Raw genomic sequence first — 17261 nt, 5'->3', positions numbered from 1 at the left:
ACACGCGTGCGAGAAAAGCACTGTTACCGTAAGCGGGACTAGCGCAGTAGAAGTGCCGAGCCGGATAATCGGCTTACATAGGAGAAAGATCATGGACGCCAAACCGCCAAGGATTCCGACCCCGGACCAAGTCTTCAGCCCGGATCCGGAACCGGTGGCCGTTGAGTTTCTCGGCGACGAATTGCCTGCTCACGTGCGGGCTTTTCTGGACGAGCAACGCAAGGCACACGAACAGAAGTGACGGGGAAACGCACACGTTCGCGCTCGCGTGGGGAACGCGCGCAGTAGACGTTCGTGTGCAGATTGGCACGCGTAGTACGGGGACGCGCGTGTCATGCTGCGCGCGCGGTTTTGCGCCGTCGCGCGCCGTAGCGATTTGCGTTCGGCACGCTAGATGGAGCGCGCGCGTTCATGCGGCCATCGCGATTCGACTTCTGCGCCCTTCTGCGCTTTTAGACGCAAGCGCACTGTAACCGGCTATGCTTCGGTTTTTATTGCCGGCGTCTTTCTTCCTCTCGATGACATTGCTGACCCGCGCAAGTGCGCGTTGCGCTGCCGCGCTGCTCTTCGCCCTGCCGATCGGATCCGCCCACGCCGACGGTGACGACACCGCCCTGACCAACCTCGTCGCGCTTGTTTCTCAGCGGCTGGCGCTCGCCGAGCCGGTTGCACACTGGAAATGGCAACATCACAAGCCGATCACCGATACGCCCCGTGAAGACGCCTTGCTCGCCGACGTGCAAAAGCGCGCCACGGCGGCCGGCGTCGACCCCACGTTCGCGCGTGCGTTTTTCCGCGATCAGATCGATGCCAGCACGCAAATGCAGAAGTCGTTGTTCGACACGTGGCGTGCCTCGCAGGCGCCCAGCGACCCGGCGCCCGATCTCGCTACGGCCACGCGGCCCCAACTCGACAGACTCACCGGGCAATTGATCGGCGCGCTCGCTCGCGTGCAGTCAATGCGCGGCGCACCGGATTGCCCGGCGCGCGTCGCACGTACGGTTGCGAACTGGAAAGAGCTCACCCGCTACGACTCCGCGCGCACGAATGCGATGAATCAGGCGCTGGAGCATGTGTGCGAATCGGGTGGAGTGGGCGGCGTCGCCTAAGGCTCAGGCCGCGCTCGTGAGGCCGTCGGCCTCGGTTGGCTGCAGCACCTGCACACGCAGGCCGCGTTCGAAGTGCGTCTGCAGAATGCGCCAGGTCGAAAGCTCGAACACCCGCTCGGCGCCGTGGTCCACCAACGCCTCAGCCTCGGTCGTGCTCTGAAAGGCACCCATATAGCACCAGCGGTCGATCAGGTGATAAACGTCGCCGCCATTCGTCGAGTCCTGCTCCAGCACGACCACTGCGCCGTCGAACGGCCAGGGCGCCGCCCCAAGGTCGGCGGGATCGCGCTTCGATACACGCGGCACGCGATTGAACGAGGGCTTGAGCGCTGCGATCCATTGCGCTTCGACAAGGAGCGCACCAAGCTCGCCGCCTGTTGCACGCCACTCCACCCGGCGCACCTGCTGCGCCATTCGTTGTTCGCGGGAAGAGCGCCGCTCCCCCGAAAGATGCGCGCGCACGCGCTGGCGCACCCGCACGCTGCGGCCCACGTAGAGCGGCACGTCGTCCTCGCCGTAAAACGCATACACGCCATGACCTGCCGGCGCGGTATCGATGAGGTCGTCGGTGATGTCGCCGGCCAGCACGTGACGGCGCGTCGTGCGCTCGATCTGCGCCGCCAGCGCTTCCCCCGGCACCAGCGCCGGCAGGCGCTGCCAGAACTGCCAGAGGAGATCGGCGTCGGCGAGTGCGCGATGGCGATCCGATGGCACGAGTGCATGGCGCTCGACCAGCGCATCGAGCCCGTGGCGCTTCTCACCCGGGAAGAGCGCCCGCGACAGGCGCACGGTGCACAGTACATCGGGGTTGAAGGAATAGCCCGCGCGCTCGAACTCCGCACGCAGGAAGCCTCGGTCGAAGGCCGCGTTGTGCGCGACGAAGAGCTTGCCGGCGAGTCGCCCGTGCAGTTGCGCCGCAATGTCGGCGAAGCGCGGCGCGCCGCGCACCATCTGGTCCGTAATACCGGTGAGCTGCTGGATAAAGGGCGGGATGGGCTGACCGGGATCGACGAGGGTGCTCCATCGTGTCACCTGCCCTTGCGCCACCTCCACCACGCCAACTTCAGTAATCCGGTGCTCGCCTACCGAACCACCAGTCGTCTCGAGGTCTACGAAGACGATGGGAAGGTCGCCGGCGGGCTGTGCGGCGTTCAAGGAGGACTCAAGCATGGTGAAACGACAGGGGAAATGGAAAACGGCCCAAGTATGCACCGTTTGGACGCCACGCGCCGACGGTTCCGACAGCGCAAGTGCAACTTTGGGTATTTAGTGAAAACCCGAATCAGGAAAATCGAGAGATCCCAGGGTTTTCCCGATTAAATCTGTTTAAGAAAAGTGGCTACTAATATTGCTCGAATATCAATATGCCAAAATAAAAAAGCCCCGGGTTTGCCCGGGGCCTGATGTTGCATGAGCGCTCGCACAGCGAGCACTCGCACGCTGCACTTACAGCGGCTGGATGTTCGCGGCCTGCTTGCCCTTCGGACCGACCTTGACGTCGAACGACACACGCTGGTTCTCCTTCAACGACTTGAAGCCGTCGGCGCGGATTTCCGAGAAGTGCGCGAACAGATCGTCGCCGCCGGCGTCAGACGTGATGAAGCCAAAGCCCTTCGCATCATTGAACCATTTGACGATACCGGTTTCCATGTTTCCGTTTCCCTCGAGATTTTAATGGCGCGGGCAATAACCCTCACGCCGTATCCAGCCAATTCCCGCCGTCCCGCTTCAGCGAATTCCACGTTTGAAATTGCAGCGGAACGAAAATCAGCTTTGCCGTTATACGGGGAACGCCAATCGCCAGTCAAGCGAATTTTTTATAACAGCTTTCCCGATTCAACGATAAAAGCGGTACGCATCAAAAAGCTGACAAAAAATCGTATGCGATCCGAATCAATATATAAGAACACGTCATTTTTACGCGATTATCTCGATCACGTCATTTCTACCGGGAAGTTTTCCCGAAGTGTAACAATTCGTGTCAAACGTAAGTGTTTCTCCCGGTTGTTCGAGTAATACATTCAATTCATGATCCATATTGTTAGCGGCATCGGAGGTCATCATGCTGACAACTCTGCGGCGATGGATTCATTGGCTCGTACAAACGGACGGGATTGCACCAACGGCCGAGGAAGCCGAAACCTATGGCGCATGGCACGGGGACCACTGGCACAACCTGCTGTGTTCCCCTATGGACGCCAGGCACTACGTAATGGAAGACTGGAGCCTGCAGTCTGAGCCGCCGCAAGCGGGCACCCAGTAAGCGGTGCGCGTAGCGCGTGGCCTGAAGACGGGCAAAAAAAAGCGCGGCTGAAAAGGCCGCGCCGACAAAGGTTTGGAGATCTTTTTCGTCAACGAAAAAGTCTGCTTCGGAAAGCAGCGATTGAAGTATAGCCGGACCCACGTCTGACGATTAAGCATACGGCGCACAATCATCTGTTACGCCAGACGCAATAATCAGTTCTGATTGATTTAAACCGTTTTCTGCAATCAATTGTTGTAGCGATCGCACAACGCTCGCGCGGTTGACAGTTTCACCCTCCTTCCGGGAAATCCGCTCAAAGCCTTTACCAGCAGGGCTTAAGGCGAGCGCGATAATCATTTCCGATAGCGCAATACTTTATTGCGGAATTCGGAATACCCCCTCTCCGAGCACCCTCTCTACACTCTGCCTGTCTGGAAACCGACTGGCACGGATTAATTCGTACCACGCGAACTTTGCCTCTCGCTGCGCTTCGCATGGGCGGTTTCCCAAACAGGGTTCAACGAAACCCACCTCTGTTCTCGGAGTTTACAAAGATGAAAAAGACTCTCATGGTCGCCGCCCTGACGGGCGTTTTTGCAACGGCTGCACACGCGCAAAGCAGCGTTACGCTGTACGGCCTGATCGACGCAGGCATCACCTACGCAAACAACTCCGGCGGCCACAGCCTCTGGAAGGCATCGAGCGGCACGGTCAACGGCAGCCGTTGGGGCCTGCGCGGTTCTGAAGATCTCGGTGGCGGTCTGCACGCGATCTTCACGTTGGAGAACGGCTTCAACATCATGAACGGCAACTCCGGCCAGTCGAGCCGCATGTTCGGCCGTCAAGCGTTTGTCGGTCTGGCAAGCGACCAGTACGGTGCCGTCACCCTCGGTCGTCAGTACGACTCCGTGGTCGACTACCTCGCACCGCTGTCGAACACCGGCACGCAATACGGCGGCACGATCGCTGCGCACCCGTTCGATAACGACAACCTGAACAACTCGATCCGTTTCAACAACACGGTCAAGTACTCGAGCGTCAACTACGCTGGCTTCAAGTTCGGCGGCACGTACTCGTTCTCGAACAGCACCGAATTCGCGAACAACCGCGCATACAGCGTCGGCGCATCGTACAACTGGGGCGGCCTGAACGTTGCGGCTGGCTACCTGCACCTGAACAACGACGTCAACAACCTGCAAAACCTCGCCAGCAACTCGGGCGCGCAAACGGGTGAGTGGACGTTCGCTGCAGGCCGTCAAAGCACGTTCGGCGGTGGCATCAACTACACGTTCGGCCCGGCAACGGCTGGCTTCGTGTACACGCAAACGCAACTGGGCAACGCAGTCGCCATCTCGGGCACGCAAGCTGGCCGGTCGAGCAACATCGGCCTCGGCGGCAACAGCGCCCGCTTCCAGAACTTCGAAGGCAATGTCCGTTACGCTCTGACCCCGGCACTGAGCCTGGCTGGCGCGTACACGTACACCCGCGCGAACTTCGGCGGCGGCGAGAACCCGAACTACAACACGGTCGCACTGCAGTCGGACTACGCACTGTCGAAGCGCACCGACGTCTACCTGCAAGGCGACTGGCAGCACGTGTCGTCGAACCCGCAAGGTATCGGCGCTTACCTGAACGGTCTGGGTTCGGCTTCGACCCGTCAAGACCAGGTCGCTGTGACGGTTGGTATGCGTCACCGCTTCTAAGCGGCACGCTGCTGGCCGCTTCGGCCAGCACTGCAGCAAAAAAGGCACCTTCGGGTGCCTTTTTTTATCTGCGCTGCGAAAGCTCGAATTCAGGCGCGCGGCGGCGGATAGCGCACGTCCAGCACGTCGATCGGCTCCGGCCCCGCCGGCGTGTACAGCGTCACCTGATCGCCGATCTTCGCCTTCAGGAGCGCCCGTGCGATAGGCGAAATCCAGCTCACGTGGCCGTGATCGAGATCGACCTCGTCGATACCGACAATCGTGATCGTATGCGCCTCGCCGTCCTCGGTGCCGTACTCGACGGTCGCCCCGAAGAACACCTGGTCCACACTCTCCTGCCGGCTACTGTCCACGACTTCGGCCAGATCCAGCCGCTTCGTGAGAAAGCGGATGCGGCGGTCGATTTCCCGCAACCGGCGCTTGCCGTAGATGTAGTCGCCGTTTTCGGAACGGTCGCCGTTCGAGGCGGCCCACGAGACGAGCTTGACCACTTCGGGCCGATCCTCGTCTATCAGGTGCAGCAACTCGCTGCGCATGCGCTCATAGCCGGCGGGCGTAATGTAGTTCTTCGTGCCGGCGGGAATCTCGGGGTGACCGGCTTCGAGATCGTCGTCGTCGTTGTCGGTCGATTCTTTGACAAAGGCCTTGTTCATGATGGGATCACTACGTACGTGTACTGGCTCACTCAACTCACTACTGCCAGCGTACACGAACCTCGCCCCAAGACAAATCGCGATAAGGGTCTTCCCTTTTTTCGAACCCCTGCTATAATCTCACTTCTGCGTGCGGCTGTAGCTCAGTTGGATAGAGTACTTGGCTACGAACCAAGGGGTCGTGGGTTCGAATCCTGCCAGCCGCGCCACTTATTCGAAATGTTCCCTGTCAATTTGATCTTGGAACACTTTCAAGCAGTATCGTGTTGTAAGTAGTATCGTTTTAGCGTGCGGCTGTAGCTCAGTTGGATAGAGTACTTGGCTACGAACCAAGGGGTCGTGGGTTCGAATCCTGCCAGCCGCGCCACCATTCGAAGGGCCTTTCCGAACGGAAAGGCCCTTTGTCTTTTCAGCTGCAGAATCGGGTATGTCTGCCGTCTCGCGCGATGCACGCCCCTAGCGCGGCGGCGTACCGATGTCGCCGATTTGCGCGTCGGGTCGCGGCAGGTCCTCCACATCGCCAATCGCGGTGGGCTCCGCTACGGGCTCCATGCCCATGCCCAGCAATGCCTGGGGCTGTCGCAGCATCTCCCCTACCGTCTCACCAAAGCGGCTTGCGACGAACGCCCGCAGCAGCGCCTCACGCGTGGTTTCTCCGTGGGCTTTCACGGCGCCCGCCCCACTCTCGAACTCCGCCACACAGGAAGCCGGCTCGCCTTCGCGAAGCTCCACGCGCTTTGCGCGATCCAGCACCACGCCGGCCGCCTCCCACGAATCGGTCGGCATGAAGCGGCCATCCCATGGACGCCCACGGTCGTTGCCGCGCACGGCGACTGTCTCGCCACTGTCGGTGAAATAGATTTCGCGTACGAAGTCCGGCAGACTGCGCGCCACCCAATAATCGAGCGCGAGGCCGGTCAGTTCAGCTACGTTCATTTCGAGTCCCTCGTTTCGGGTCGAAGGAAGATGGCGGCATGACCGGCAAGCCCGGCCAGGTTGCCGCAGCGATGCGGCATGAGATAACGGTAGATTACCGCGCGAGGCGCTCGGTGGGAGTGGTTCGTGGCACGTAACGGCGCATCGTGATGCGACGCGCCAGCGCGACGCGCCCGAGCTCTCCGCCCGGAGCTACGCGCCCCGATCAATAATCCGCGCGCTCTCGTTCGATGCGCATGCCGCCGTCGTGGCGGTGGTGCCCGTCGTCGCTCGAACGCTCGCGCGCAATGCGCATCACGTCCGGATTCGTGCGCACACGGCGCATGACGTTCGCGAGGTGCACGCGGTCGCTCACCTGGATCACGAAACGCAACATGTTCGATTCCTGCGCCAGATCGTCGTCCATCGCGATGTGTACGATGTTGGCATCCGCCGAGGTAATGTCGGCCGCCACCCGGGCGAACACGCCCTTGGTGTTCTTCACGAGCACCTTCACCGCGACGTCGAACAGACGCCCCGGCTGCGGCGCCCATGCCACGTCGATCCAGCGGCCCGGATCGCGCCGGTGGATACGTTGCGCGACGCGGCAGTCGGTCGTATGGATCGCCATACCGAGACCGATGCCGATATAGCCCATGATGTCGTCGCCAGGGATCGGGCGGCAGCAAGCCGAAAGCTGCACCGACATGCCTTCGGTGCCCGTGATGACAACAGGCGGCGCCGGCGGCGCATTCGGGTCGCGCGGCGGATGATGATGCTCGGCGTCGTCGGCATCCTGGCCGCTCATCAGCACTTCGATGCGCTTGGCCATGACCGCGGCCACGCGCCGGCCAAGACCGATGTCCGCGAAAATTTCCTGGCGGTTCTTGTTGCCGGTCCACTGCACCAGCTTTTCCCACACCTCGGGCGTGACTTCCGAAAGCTGGTAGCCATAGCCCTTGAGCGCCTGATCGACAAGCCGCTCGCCAAGCTGCACCGACTCCGTGAGCCGCATCGTCTTCAGATAGTGCCGGATCGCCGAACGCGCTTTGCCGGTGCGCACAAAGCCGAGCCACGCCGGATTCGGCTTGGAGTACGGCGCGGTGATCACCTCGACGATGTCGCCGCTCTTCAGTTCAGTACGCAGCGGCAGCAGCTCGTTGTTGATCTTCACGGCCACGCACTGGTTGCCGAGGTCGCTGTGGATCGAATATGCGAAGTCGAGCGCCGTGGCGCCGCGCGGCAGTGCCATGATCTTCGACTTCGGCGTGAACACGTACACGGCGTCCGGGAACAGGTCGATCTTGACGTGTTCGAGGAATTCGCTCGAGTCGCCGACTTCGCTCTGGATGTCGAGCAGCGACTTAAGCCACTGGTGCGCGCGCTTTTGCACGTCGTTGAGATCCGCGCCGCCGTTTTTGTAGAGCCAATGCGCGGCCACGCCTGCCTCGGCGATTTCGTGCATCTTGCGCGTGCGGACCTGGAACTCGATGGGCGCGCCGAACGGCCCCACGAGCGTGGTATGCAGGGACTGATAGCCGTTCACCTTGGGAATGGCGATGTAGTCCTTGAACTTGCCCGGAACCGGCTTGTAAAGCGCATGGAGCGCGCCGATGCAGGTGTAGCATTCCAGCGCCGACTCGACCACGACGCGAAAGCCGTACACGTCGAGCACCTGCGAGAATGACAATTGTTTGTCGCGCATCTTCTTGTAGATGCTGAAGATGGTTTTCTCGCGGCCCGTGACTTCGGCGTCGAGCTTGGCGTCGGCAATTGCCCGCTGCACCGCTTCCAGAATCTTGCTCACCACTTCGCGGCGATTGCCGCGCGCGGCCTTCACCGCCTTTTCGAGCGTGGCGTAGCGATTCGGGTTGAAGTTCGCGAAGCTCAGGTCCTGCAGTTCGCGATAGGTGTTGTTCAGACCAAGACGGTGCGCGATGGGCGCGTAGATGTCGATGGTCTCGCGCGCCACGCGGCGGCGCTTTTCGGGCGGCACCGCGCCGAGCGTGCGCATGTTGTGCAGCCGGTCGGCGAGTTTCACCAGAATCACGCGCACGTCGCGCGCCATCGCGAGCAGCATCTTGCGGAAGTTTTCCGCCTGCGCTTCCTCGCGGTTGCGAAACTCCATCTTGTCGAGTTTCGACAGGCCGTCGACCAGTTCCGCGACCTTCGCGCCGAAGCGCTCGGCGAGTTCCGCCTTGGTCACGCCCTGGTCTTCCATCACGTCGTGCAGGAGCGCGGCCATGATGGACTGCGCGTCGAGCTTCCAACCGGCGCAGATTTCCGCGACGGCGACGGGATGGGTGATATAGGGTTCGCCGCTCTGGCGATATTGCCCGAGGTGGGCTTCATCGCTGAAGTGGAACGCCGCCTTGACCTCCTTGATTTCCTCGGGGGTGAGGTAACCGGAGAGCGCGGCGGTCAGATTGGCGATGGAGACGACCCCGTGCTTGCGGGGCTGCTCCGGCGTCGCGGTCGGCCCGAACAGATGGCGAAACGACTGTTCGAGGACCGCGTCGATGTAATTGCGCGCAGGGCTCGCTGTCTCCGCTTCCTGGTCCACGTCGGTGGCCGGCGAGGGCGTGGTGCTCATGTTCCCCTCCGTATCAGGTTTGGCGTTGACGGTTAAAGCCGGTTAATGCAACTACGGCAACTGCGCGCGGTACGAACTACGTGCCTTGCGGAATGCCTGCGAACGCGCCCTTAGACGGGCACCTTCTTCAGCATTTCGAGGCCGACCTGGCCAGCCGCGATCTCGCGCAGCGCGACAACGGTTGGCTTGTCGCGGCTTTCAATCTTCGGCGTGTGACCTTGTGCGAGCTGGCGAGCGCGATAAGTCGCGGCGAGCGCCAGTTCGAAGCGGTTCGGAATCTGTTTCAGACAGTCTTCGACGGTGATGCGGGCCATGTCGGGTTCCTTCTCATTCTCAGCAGGTTCTTATTCTACCTTATGTGCCCGATGCGCCGGGCTGCGGGTGGTGGATACCGAGCTGCACGAACAGCTCGGTATGCCGCGCGTATTGCGAAGCGAAGCGCAAGCGCGTGGCGCTCACGATATTGCGCAGCTCCTGCAACGCGCGATCGAAGTTCTCGTTGATCACGACGTACTCCGATTCGCTCGCGTGTGCGATCTCGCTGCCCGCTGCAAGCAGGCGTCGCGTGATGACATTCGGCTCGTCTTCGCCGCGCTTTTTCAGGCGGTCGGCGAGCGCTTCGAGCGACGGCGGCAGGATGAAAATTTCCACGGCATTGCGGAACTGCTTCTTCACCTGCTGCGCGCCTTGCCAGTCGATTTCGAGCAGGACGTCATGGCCGATTTTCATCTGGTCTTCGATCCACACGCGCGACGTGGCGTAGTAGTTGCCATGCACTTCAGCGCTCTCGAGAAACTCGCCCGCGGCGTGGCGCGTGAGAAAGTCGTCGACGGACGTGAAGTGGTAGTGCTCGCCGTCGCGCTCCTTCGAACGCGGCGCGCGCGTCGTGTACGAAACCGACAGGCGGATCGCGCTGTCTTCGGCGAGCAGCGCGTTCACGAGCGTCGACTTGCCCGCACCCGACGGCGCCACCACCATGAAGAGGTTGCCGGGGTACATGCCCGCATACGGATTGCGCTTCTTGTCGTGCTTCGCGTCCGCTTTGGGGGCGCTACTTTGGTCGGTCATGTTCGTTGCTTCCTTCATTCGAGATTCTGGACCTGCTCGCGCATCTGCTCGATGAGCAGCTTGAGCGTCATCGAGGCGTCTGCGAGTTCCTTCGCCGCCGCCTTCGAGCCGAGCGTGTTCGCTTCGCGGTTGAGCTCCTGCATCATGAAGTCGAGGCGCTTGCCGACGCGGCCGCCCTTCTCGATCACGTGCCGCGTTTCGTTCAGGTGCGCCGTGAGGCGCGAGAGCTCTTCGGCGATGTCGATGCGAATGCCGTACATCGTCACTTCCTGGCGAATGCGCTCGGCAATTTCTTCGCGCGAAATATTGCCGATGCTGCCGCCGTTGCCATTGCTGTCCGGCGCGGCAATGCCGAGCGCTTCCTGCAGACGCTCGACGATCTTCTGCTGGTGCTTCGCGATCAGCTCCGGCACGAGCGGCGTGATGCGCGCGACGATCGCCTCCATTTCGGTGACGTTTGCCAGCAGCATGTTGGCGAGCTGCGCGCCTTCGCGAGCGCGCACTTCGATCAGATCGGCGATGGCCTGCTTGCCGCAGCCGAGCACGGCGTCGCGCAGGACTTCGGCCGCCACGCCGCTTTCCGCCAGCACGCCGGGCCAGCGCAGGATTTCACCCGTGCGCAGACGGCCCGACTCGGGAAACGCTTCGAGCACGGCGCGCTCGAGTCCGGCGAGCTGATCGAGCGCGTCGCGGTTGAGCGTGCCCGCATTGGCGCCTTGCTCGCTCTTCTGGATGTTGATGCGGATGTCGACCTTGCCGCGCGAGAGCTTCGTCATCAGCATTTCGCGCAGCGTGGGCTCGCACACGCGCACGTCTTCGGGCATGCGGAAGTTCAGGTCGAGAAAGCGCGAATTCACCGTGCGCAATTCGACGGAGACACTGGCGCCGCCCGTGCCCGATGCCGCAGCAAGCTCGCGCGTGGCGCTGGCATAGCCGGTCATGCTGTAAATCATGGTTCGTCTCGCGAAGAAAGCCGTGACGTCGTGCGCAAGGCGCTCGGGTCACGGCGGAGGAATCGAGGCGCCCGGCGTGTTGTCGCGATTGGACGAAAAGCGCGGGGCGGAGAATCCACATTATCCCATTTTTGAGGGCGCGCCTTCGCAAGCGCGGGCGGCATGGCGCGCCTCGCTCAGGCGGCCCCCTTTTTCCCCTCCCGGCGCCTCCTCGCCACCTTCGGGCGGCGTCCGTCGCGAGGCGCGCTTAGGCGGTAAAATCATGGTTTCCCCTTCCCTCTCGTGCCCTCGCGCACCCTCACGATGACCCAATCCAACCAGCGCCCCTCCGGCCGCGCCGCCGACCAGCTTCGCGAAGTCCGCATCACCCGCAACTACACGAAGTACGCCGAAGGATCGGTCCTCGTCGAGTTCGGCGACACGAAGGTGCTGTGCACCGCGAGCGTGTCCGAAAGCGTGCCGCCGTTCCTGCGCGACAAGGGCCAGGGCTGGCTCACCGCCGAGTACGGCATGCTGCCGCGCGCCACGCACACGCGCAGCGACCGCGAAGCCGCGCGCGGCAAGCAAACGGGCCGCACGCAGGAAATCCAGCGCCTGATCGGCCGCGCCATGCGTGCGGTGTTCGACCTCGAGGCGCTCGGTGCACGCACCATCAACCTCGACTGCGACGTGCTGCAAGCCGATGGCGGCACGCGCACCGCGAGTATCACGGGGGCGTTCGTGGCCGCCCACGACGCCGTCTCGAAGCTGCTGGCCACCGGCCGCCTGGAGCGCTCGCCGATCACCGACTACGTGGCCGCGATTTCGGTCGGCGTGTACGAAGGCGTGCCGGTGCTCGACCTCGACTATGACGAAGACTCGCAATGCGACACCGACATGAACGTCGTCATGACGGGCTCGGGCGGCATGGTCGAAGTCCAGGGCACGGCGGAAGGCGCGCCGTTCTCGCGTGAAGAACTGAATGCGCTGCTCGATCTGGCGCAAGGCGGCATCCGCTCGCTCATCGAGAAGCAGAAGGCGGCGCTGGAGAGCTCGCATGGCTGACTTGCAGCCGGATTCGGCGGCTAATACCGCGGCTCACGCGCTCGCGCGCGTCGTGCTCGCCTCGAACAACGCGGGCAAGCTGCGCGAGTTCGCGGCGCTGCTCGGCGCGGCCGGCATCGAGCTCGTGCCGCAAGGCGCGCTCAACGTGCCCGAAGCCGAAGAGCCGCATCCGACCTTCGTGGAGAACGCGCTCGCCAAGGCGCGCCACGCGGCGAAGCTCACGGGCCTGCCCGCGCTCGCCGACGACTCGGGCCTGTGCGTGCGCGCGCTGCGCGGCGCGCCGGGCGTGTATTCGGCGCGCTATGCGCAGCTAGCGGGCGGCGAAAAGAGCGACGCGGCGAACAATGCGCTGCTCGTCGCGAACCTGAAGGATCACGCGGATCGCCGCGGCTACTACTACTGCGTCCTCGCACTCGTGCGCCACGCCGACGACCCCGAGCCGCTCATCGCCGAAGGCCGCTGGCACGGCGTGGTGCTCGACACGCCGCGCGGCGACAACGGCTTCGGCTACGACCCCTACTTCTACGTTCCCGAGCTGGAAGCCACCGCCGCCGAACTCGATCCGGCGCTCAAGAACGCGTCGAGCCATCGCGCAGTCGCCCTGCGCCAACTGCTCGCGCGACTGCAGGAGGAAGCGTGAGCCAGCAGCATCGAATCGGCATCGACGTGGTGCAGTCGTTCACGATGCCTGGCAGCATTCGCCTCACTTCGCTGCCGCCGCTCGCGCTCTACGTGCATTTCCCGTGGTGCGTGCGCAAGTGCCCGTATTGCGATTTCAACTCGCATGAATGGAAAGGCGAGCGCTTCCCCGAAGACGACTACCTCGACGCGCTGCGCGCCGATCTCGAACAGGCGTTGCCGCTCGTCTGGGGCCGCCAGGTGCATACGGTGTTCATCGGCGGGGGGACACCCAGCCTGCTTTCCGCAGCGGGTCTCGATCGGCTGCTTTCGGATGTGCGCGCCCTGCTGCCACTCGACGCCGACGCGGAAATCACGCTCGAAGCGAATCCCGGTACGTTCGAAGCCGCGAAGTTCGCGCAGTTTCGCGCGAGCGGCGTGAACCGGCTCTCGGTGGGCATCCAGAGCTTCAACGAGGCGCATCTGAAAGCGCTCGGGCGTATTCACGACGCGGCGCAGGCTCGACATGCGGTCGAGGTCGCGGCGAATACTTTCGACAACTTCAACCTCGACCTGATGTTCGCCTTGCCGCAGCAAACGCTCGCCGAATGCCAGGCCGACATCGAGACGGCGCTCTCGTTCAAGCCGCCGCATCTGTCGCTGTATCACCTGACGCTCGAACCGAACACGCTGTTCGCGAAGTTCCCGCCTGCCTTGCCCGACGACGACCAGTCCGCCGACATGCAGGACTGGATTCACGAGCGCACATCGGGCGCGGGATACGGACGCTACGAGGTTTCGGCGTACGCCCAGCCCGATCGCCAGTGCCGGCATAACCTCAACTACTGGCGTTTCGGCGACTATCTCGGGATTGGCGCGGGCGCACACACGAAGCTCTCGTTTCCGAACCGCATCGTGCGTCAGGCGCGCTACAAGCATCCGGCGACCTTTATCGAGCAGGCGCGCGCGGGCACGCCGGTGCAGGAAGAGCACGAAGTGAACGCACGCGACTTGCCGTTCGAATTCATGCTCAATGCGCTGCGGCTCGTGGAAGGGTTCCCGGTGCATCGCTTCATCGAGCGCACGGGCCTGCCGATCACGACGATCGAACCGGCGCTGCAGGAAGCCGAGCGGCGCGGGCTCATCACGCGCGATTACGAAAAAATCGCGCCGACCGAACTCGGACAGCGCTTCCTGAACGACTTGCAGGCGCTGTTCCTGAAGGACCCGCAATAAGGTCGACCTGGATCGACTGGGCGAGTGCCGCCGCGCTTGCGTTTCGGGTTACAATGCGCGGCTCCGGAGGTGTGGCAGAGTGGTTGAATGCACCGGTCTTGAAAACCGGCGAAGGGGTAACCCTTCCGTGAGTTCGAATCTCACCGCCTCCGCCAATTCTTGAAACCTGGCGCGTCTGCGCGCCAGCGTGTCGTCAAAGCGCCGGCCATCAGGCCAATACGCCGCTGATCAACGAGATGCCACCCCAATGCCACGAGAGCATGCGTGGTCAGCATCGAGGAATAAATAATCAGGACTGCGATTAATTTAACGACGGCAAGCCGTGCTTAGCCAGGGCGCGCCGACATTCGGATCGAATATCCCGTCACAACGCCCGCAATTAAAGGGTCGAACCCATAAATCGCCGCAAGAAACCGCGCGCAATTCACTAGGTGAAAACCCTAACCATGAGGTAAAATCCTACCCATCGATGGGAAAGATCACCATGCCGCACCAATACCAACTGCTCGAAAAATTCGCGTTCTCGCTTGTCGTCCTGTTCGCCGTGATGTGCTCCAGCTACATCGCGTGGGAAACTTCGCCCAATCTTCGCGACAACTTCCAGGTCGGCAAGGAACTGTTCCTGAAGAGCGGCGAGTACTCGTACGCCTGCGCGACGACCACGGTCGATCCCTGCGCACAGTTCCCGGTCGAATAAGCACGCTCAGGCACCCGCCGCTTCGCACGTTTGTCCCACGTCCCGTAACAACGCGGGACAGTTCTGATTGCTTCCCGCTGCGTATCGTCTAAGCTCGAATCAGGTTCCGCTTCCGAGCTTGTTCGACATGCTCATCTGCGTCCAGTGGTCATGCGGTTCGTCCGCACCTCGCGCCTTCCTCGCACGGCGCCTCGGTCTGGTTTTGCTGCTCGCGATTCTCGGGTGCCTCGGCGCCTGCACGATCACGCCGCCGCCCAAACCGCTCCTCGCCATTCCTCCCGCGGCAATCAACAGCGCCACACTCGACGACTACCGCACCACGGTCGCGAAACACATCGTCGCGCACAACCCGACCTACGTTTTGCACGGCACGCCGCAGGCCATGCTCCGCTCGCTCGTGGTCGTGTCGTTCACGGTCAATCGCAATGGCCAGATCGTGAAGTCATCGGTTTATCGAACCAACGGCGACAACGAAGCCGAGGCCACCGCGCTCGCGACACTGCGCCGTGCCGCGCCGCTGCCGCCACCGCCCGGCGGCCTGCTCAATTCCGCCGGCCAGCTCGAGATGTTCGAGGACTGGCTCTTCAACGACAACGGCAAGTTCCAGTTGCGCACGCTCGCTTCGCCGCAAGCGCAGAACTTCCAGTAACGTCAACGCTTCGCCCGCCTGTTTACGCCCGCCTTGCTGCGCGGCGCGCACGGTCGTTATAATTTTTCGCTATCCCCAGCCGGCGCCCGCCGGCCATGCCTCTCGCCACGCGCCATCCGCGCCGCCGCGTGAGGCTTCGATCGTGCTCGCGCCCCTTCGTGCCTATCGGCACGCGCCATAGCCGGTCAGGAACCACCGCGCACAGCCCGCGCTGTGCGATGCATACTGGCGAAGCGTCGCCGCCTGACGGACGCTGCGTGCTGGAAGCGCCCTGAGCGTCGCGCGCCAGAGCGCGCCCCGCCACGCTTCGAGCCTGAACAAAGACGTCCGCGCAAGCCTCGCAAGACGGGAGGCGTAAGCGCGTCACAACGACTGGAGACCCTTGAATGTCCACCTCCCCCATTTCGCCCGCGCGCGCCGATCAGGCAAACGCAGCGAAGCAGCAAAGCACCGCACGCGTGATCTTTGCGAGCTTTATCGGCACCGCAATTGAGTTCTACGACTTCTATGTGTACGCAACGGCTGCCGCGCTCGTCATCGGCCCCGTGTTCTTCCCGCACGGCTCGGCCACCGCGCAGGCGCTCTCGGCGTTCGTCACCTTCGGCATTGCGTTCGTCGCGCGGCCAATCGGCTCGTTCATCTTCGGCCACTTCGGCGACCGCATCGGCCGTAAATCGACGCTGGTGGCGTCGCTGCTCGTCATGGGCCTGTCCACCACGCTGATCGGCTTCCTGCCCGGCTATGACGCGATTGGCAGCCTCGCGCCGATCCTGCTGTGCATCCTGCGCTTTGGCCAGGGCATCGGCCTGGGCGGCGAATGGGGCGGCGCCGCGCTCCTCGCGACGGAATACGCCCCGCAAGGCAAGCGCGGCTGGTTCGGCATGTTCCCGCAACTCGGGCCGTCGGTGGGGTTCCTCGCCTCGAATGGCCTTTTCTTCGGGCTCGCCTCGACGCTCTCCGACCAGCAGTTCCGCGACTGGGGCTGGCGCGTGCCGTTCATCGTCTCGGCGGTGCTCGTCGCGCTCGGTCTGTACGTGCGCCTGAAGATCGCTGAAACGCCCGCCTTCAAAGCCGCTGTCGAGCGCGAGGAACGCGTCAAGGTGCCGATCGCGACGCTGCTCTCGCAGTACTGGTGGCCGACGCTGCTCGGCGCGCTCGCCATGGTCGTGTGCTACACGCTGTTCTACAACGCGACGGTGTTCTCGCTCTCGCACGGCGTGACGGCGCTGCACATTGCGCGCCCGACCTTCCTCGGCATGCTGTGCATCGCCGTGGTGTTCATGGGCATCGCCACCCCGATCTCGGCCTGGCTTTCCGATCGCTTCGGCCGCAAGCCTGTGCTGATCGTCGGCTGCATTCTGGCGATTCTCTCGGGCTTCACGATGGAGCCGCTGCTCGGCAGCGGTGCAACGCCGCTCGTGCTGCTCTTCCTCGTGATCCAGCTGTTCCTGATGGGCGCCACGTTCGCGCCGATGGGCGCGCTGCTGCCCGAGTTGTTCCCGACGAACGTGCGCTACACGGGCGCGGGCGTGGCGTACAACCTCGGCGGCATTCTCGGCGCTTCGGTCGCGCCGTATATCGCTCAGGTGCTCGCCGCGCGCGGCGGTCTCTCGTGGGTCGGCGCGTATGTGTCGATCGCCGCCTGCGTGAGCCTGTTCGGTGTCCTGTGCATGCGTGAAACGCGCCATACGTCGCTGTCGTAACGCGTCGCCGCATCAAAGAAAAAGCGGAGTCCGCCAGCCGGACTCCGCTTTTTTTACGCCCTTGCAAATCGCGAT

The 17261-nt window shown here is 63.0% G+C and carries 18 protein-coding genes and 3 tRNA genes; 12 read left to right on the top strand and 9 right to left on the bottom strand.

Annotated features, from left to right (window positions below; translation table 11 throughout):
- Positions 1-91 precede the first annotated feature (91 nt).
- Both U5A52_RS14995 and U5A52_RS14990 read left to right on the top strand, forming a co-directional pair.
- Positions 92-241 carry a hypothetical protein gene (locus U5A52_RS14995; protein WP_027795377.1) on the top strand — a complete coding sequence of 50 codons (150 nt, stop codon included), beginning with the start codon at positions 92-94 and terminating at the stop codon, positions 239-241.
- Between the two features lie 277 nt (positions 242-518).
- Positions 519-1109, top strand: a complete 591-nt coding sequence (locus U5A52_RS14990) for a chorismate mutase (RefSeq protein ID WP_321935141.1) — start codon at positions 519-521, stop codon at positions 1107-1109.
- A 3-nt stretch (positions 1110-1112) separates the two neighbouring features.
- On the opposite strand, the gene U5A52_RS14985 is transcribed toward U5A52_RS14990, so the two are convergent.
- The 3 genes from U5A52_RS14985 to U5A52_RS14975 form a co-directional block, all read right to left on the bottom strand.
- A complete protein-coding gene (locus U5A52_RS14985; RefSeq protein WP_321935140.1) occupies positions 1113-2279 on the bottom strand; it encodes an exonuclease domain-containing protein in 1167 nt (388 codons plus the stop codon).
- Between the two features lie 276 nt (positions 2280-2555).
- Positions 2556-2759, bottom strand: coding sequence for a cold-shock protein (locus U5A52_RS14980; RefSeq protein ID WP_028205165.1), 204 nt, complete (start codon positions 2757-2759; stop codon positions 2556-2558).
- A 763-nt stretch (positions 2760-3522) separates the two neighbouring features.
- Positions 3523-3711 carry a hypothetical protein gene (locus U5A52_RS14975; RefSeq protein ID WP_321935139.1) on the bottom strand — a complete coding sequence of 63 codons (189 nt, stop codon included), beginning with the start codon at positions 3709-3711 and terminating at the stop codon, positions 3523-3525.
- A 197-nt stretch (positions 3712-3908) separates the two neighbouring features.
- Here U5A52_RS14975 and U5A52_RS14970 point away from each other — a divergent pair, with 197 nt between their 5' ends.
- Positions 3909-5057, top strand: a complete 1149-nt coding sequence (locus tag U5A52_RS14970; protein WP_321913883.1) for a porin — start codon at positions 3909-3911, stop codon at positions 5055-5057.
- Positions 5058-5146: 89 nt separating this feature from the next.
- On the opposite strand, the gene greB is transcribed toward U5A52_RS14970, so the two are convergent.
- Complete coding sequence (gene greB, locus U5A52_RS14965) at positions 5147-5710, bottom strand: transcription elongation factor GreB (RefSeq protein ID WP_321935138.1); 564 nt, start codon at positions 5708-5710, stop codon at positions 5147-5149.
- A 132-nt stretch (positions 5711-5842) separates the two neighbouring features.
- Here greB and U5A52_RS14960 point away from each other — a divergent pair.
- Together U5A52_RS14960 and U5A52_RS14955 are read left to right on the top strand one after the other, a co-directional pair.
- A tRNA-Arg gene (locus tag U5A52_RS14960) sits at positions 5843-5919 on the top strand.
- Between the two features lie 81 nt (positions 5920-6000).
- A tRNA-Arg gene (locus U5A52_RS14955) sits at positions 6001-6077 on the top strand.
- An 89-nt stretch (positions 6078-6166) separates the two neighbouring features.
- Here the strand turns inward: U5A52_RS14955 and U5A52_RS14950 are convergent.
- The 5 genes from U5A52_RS14950 to U5A52_RS14930 all read right to left on the bottom strand — a co-directional run bounded on the left by U5A52_RS14950 (position 6167) and on the right by U5A52_RS14930 (position 11239).
- On the bottom strand, positions 6167-6646 hold the full coding sequence (locus U5A52_RS14950; protein ID WP_321913885.1) for a phage protein NinX family protein: 480 nt from the start codon (positions 6644-6646) through the stop codon (positions 6167-6169).
- Between the two features lie 205 nt (positions 6647-6851).
- The gene (locus U5A52_RS14945) at positions 6852-9218 is read right to left on the bottom strand and encodes a RelA/SpoT family protein (RefSeq protein ID WP_158758377.1); all 2367 of its coding nucleotides are present in this window, start codon (positions 9216-9218) and stop codon (positions 6852-6854) included.
- Between the two features lie 110 nt (positions 9219-9328).
- Positions 9329-9532 (bottom strand): DNA-directed RNA polymerase subunit omega, encoded by a 204-nt coding sequence (gene rpoZ, locus U5A52_RS14940; protein ID WP_006400783.1) that lies wholly within the window; start codon positions 9530-9532, stop codon positions 9329-9331.
- A 40-nt stretch (positions 9533-9572) separates the two neighbouring features.
- Positions 9573-10286, bottom strand: a complete 714-nt coding sequence (gene gmk / locus U5A52_RS14935) for a guanylate kinase (protein ID WP_321913886.1) — start codon at positions 10284-10286, stop codon at positions 9573-9575.
- A gap of 14 nt (positions 10287-10300) precedes the next feature.
- On the bottom strand, positions 10301-11239 hold the full coding sequence (locus U5A52_RS14930) for a YicC family protein (protein WP_321935137.1): 939 nt from the start codon (positions 11237-11239) through the stop codon (positions 10301-10303).
- A 303-nt stretch (positions 11240-11542) separates the two neighbouring features.
- Here U5A52_RS14930 and rph point away from each other — a divergent pair, with 303 nt between their 5' ends.
- From rph to U5A52_RS14895, 7 genes are all read left to right on the top strand, one after another.
- Positions 11543-12283 carry a ribonuclease PH gene (rph, locus tag U5A52_RS14925; RefSeq protein ID WP_321935136.1) on the top strand — a complete coding sequence of 247 codons (741 nt, stop codon included), beginning with the start codon at positions 11543-11545 and terminating at the stop codon, positions 12281-12283.
- Positions 12276-12923, top strand: a complete 648-nt coding sequence (gene rdgB / locus U5A52_RS14920) for an RdgB/HAM1 family non-canonical purine NTP pyrophosphatase (protein ID WP_321935135.1) — start codon at positions 12276-12278, stop codon at positions 12921-12923. The genes rph and rdgB overlap by 8 nt, the downstream gene beginning before the upstream one ends.
- A gap of 44 nt (positions 12924-12967) precedes the next feature.
- The gene (gene hemW, locus U5A52_RS14915) at positions 12968-14137 is read left to right on the top strand and encodes a radical SAM family heme chaperone HemW (protein ID WP_233271676.1); all 1170 of its coding nucleotides are present in this window, start codon (positions 12968-12970) and stop codon (positions 14135-14137) included.
- Positions 14138-14202: 65 nt separating this feature from the next.
- Positions 14203-14292, top strand: a tRNA-Ser gene (locus U5A52_RS14910).
- Between the two features lie 329 nt (positions 14293-14621).
- On the top strand, positions 14622-14834 hold the full coding sequence (locus tag U5A52_RS14905; protein WP_321935134.1) for a hypothetical protein: 213 nt from the start codon (positions 14622-14624) through the stop codon (positions 14832-14834).
- 127 nt (positions 14835-14961) lie between these two features.
- Complete coding sequence (locus tag U5A52_RS14900; protein WP_321913891.1) at positions 14962-15483, top strand: TonB family protein; 522 nt, start codon at positions 14962-14964, stop codon at positions 15481-15483.
- A gap of 386 nt (positions 15484-15869) precedes the next feature.
- The gene (locus tag U5A52_RS14895; protein ID WP_321935133.1) at positions 15870-17186 is read left to right on the top strand and encodes an MFS transporter; all 1317 of its coding nucleotides are present in this window, start codon (positions 15870-15872) and stop codon (positions 17184-17186) included.
- Positions 17187-17261 lie beyond the last annotated feature (75 nt).

This window comes from Paraburkholderia sp. J8-2, from assembly GCF_905220195.1.
In the GTDB taxonomy this organism is placed as follows: Bacteria; Pseudomonadota; Gammaproteobacteria; order Burkholderiales; family Burkholderiaceae; genus Paraburkholderia.
This window is presented reverse-complemented; position numbering and strand designations above follow the sequence as displayed.

What these genes read in the sequence shown, in the direction of transcription:
- U5A52_RS14995 (WP_027795377.1), top strand. Translation starts at nt 92, where the DNA reads ATGGACGCCAAACCGCCAAGGATTCCGACCCCGGACCAAGTCTTCAGC.
- U5A52_RS14990 (WP_321935141.1), top strand. Translation starts at nt 519, where the DNA reads ATGACATTGCTGACCCGCGCAAGTGCGCGTTGCGCTGCCGCGCTGCTC.
- U5A52_RS14985 (WP_321935140.1), bottom strand. Translation starts at nt 2,279, where the DNA reads ATGCTTGAGTCCTCCTTGAACGCCGCACAGCCCGCCGGCGACCTTCCC.
- U5A52_RS14980 (WP_028205165.1), bottom strand. Translation starts at nt 2,759, where the DNA reads ATGGAAACCGGTATCGTCAAATGGTTCAATGATGCGAAGGGCTTTGGC.
- U5A52_RS14975 (WP_321935139.1), bottom strand. Translation starts at nt 3,711, where the DNA reads ATGATTATCGCGCTCGCCTTAAGCCCTGCTGGTAAAGGCTTTGAGCGG.
- U5A52_RS14970 (WP_321913883.1), top strand. Translation starts at nt 3,909, where the DNA reads ATGAAAAAGACTCTCATGGTCGCCGCCCTGACGGGCGTTTTTGCAACG.
- greB (WP_321935138.1), bottom strand. Translation starts at nt 5,710, where the DNA reads ATGAACAAGGCCTTTGTCAAAGAATCGACCGACAACGACGACGACGAT.
- U5A52_RS14950 (WP_321913885.1), bottom strand. Translation starts at nt 6,646, where the DNA reads ATGAACGTAGCTGAACTGACCGGCCTCGCGCTCGATTATTGGGTGGCG.
- U5A52_RS14945 (WP_158758377.1), bottom strand. Translation starts at nt 9,218, where the DNA reads ATGAGCACCACGCCCTCGCCGGCCACCGACGTGGACCAGGAAGCGGAG.
- rpoZ (WP_006400783.1), bottom strand. Translation starts at nt 9,532, where the DNA reads ATGGCCCGCATCACCGTCGAAGACTGTCTGAAACAGATTCCGAACCGC.
- gmk (WP_321913886.1), bottom strand. Translation starts at nt 10,286, where the DNA reads ATGACCGACCAAAGTAGCGCCCCCAAAGCGGACGCGAAGCACGACAAG.
- U5A52_RS14930 (WP_321935137.1), bottom strand. Translation starts at nt 11,239, where the DNA reads ATGATTTACAGCATGACCGGCTATGCCAGCGCCACGCGCGAGCTTGCT.
- rph (WP_321935136.1), top strand. Translation starts at nt 11,543, where the DNA reads ATGACCCAATCCAACCAGCGCCCCTCCGGCCGCGCCGCCGACCAGCTT.
- rdgB (WP_321935135.1), top strand. Translation starts at nt 12,276, where the DNA reads ATGGCTGACTTGCAGCCGGATTCGGCGGCTAATACCGCGGCTCACGCG.
- hemW (WP_233271676.1), top strand. Translation starts at nt 12,968, where the DNA reads ATGCCTGGCAGCATTCGCCTCACTTCGCTGCCGCCGCTCGCGCTCTAC.
- U5A52_RS14905 (WP_321935134.1), top strand. Translation starts at nt 14,622, where the DNA reads ATGCCGCACCAATACCAACTGCTCGAAAAATTCGCGTTCTCGCTTGTC.
- U5A52_RS14900 (WP_321913891.1), top strand. Translation starts at nt 14,962, where the DNA reads ATGCTCATCTGCGTCCAGTGGTCATGCGGTTCGTCCGCACCTCGCGCC.
- U5A52_RS14895 (WP_321935133.1), top strand. Translation starts at nt 15,870, where the DNA reads ATGTCCACCTCCCCCATTTCGCCCGCGCGCGCCGATCAGGCAAACGCA.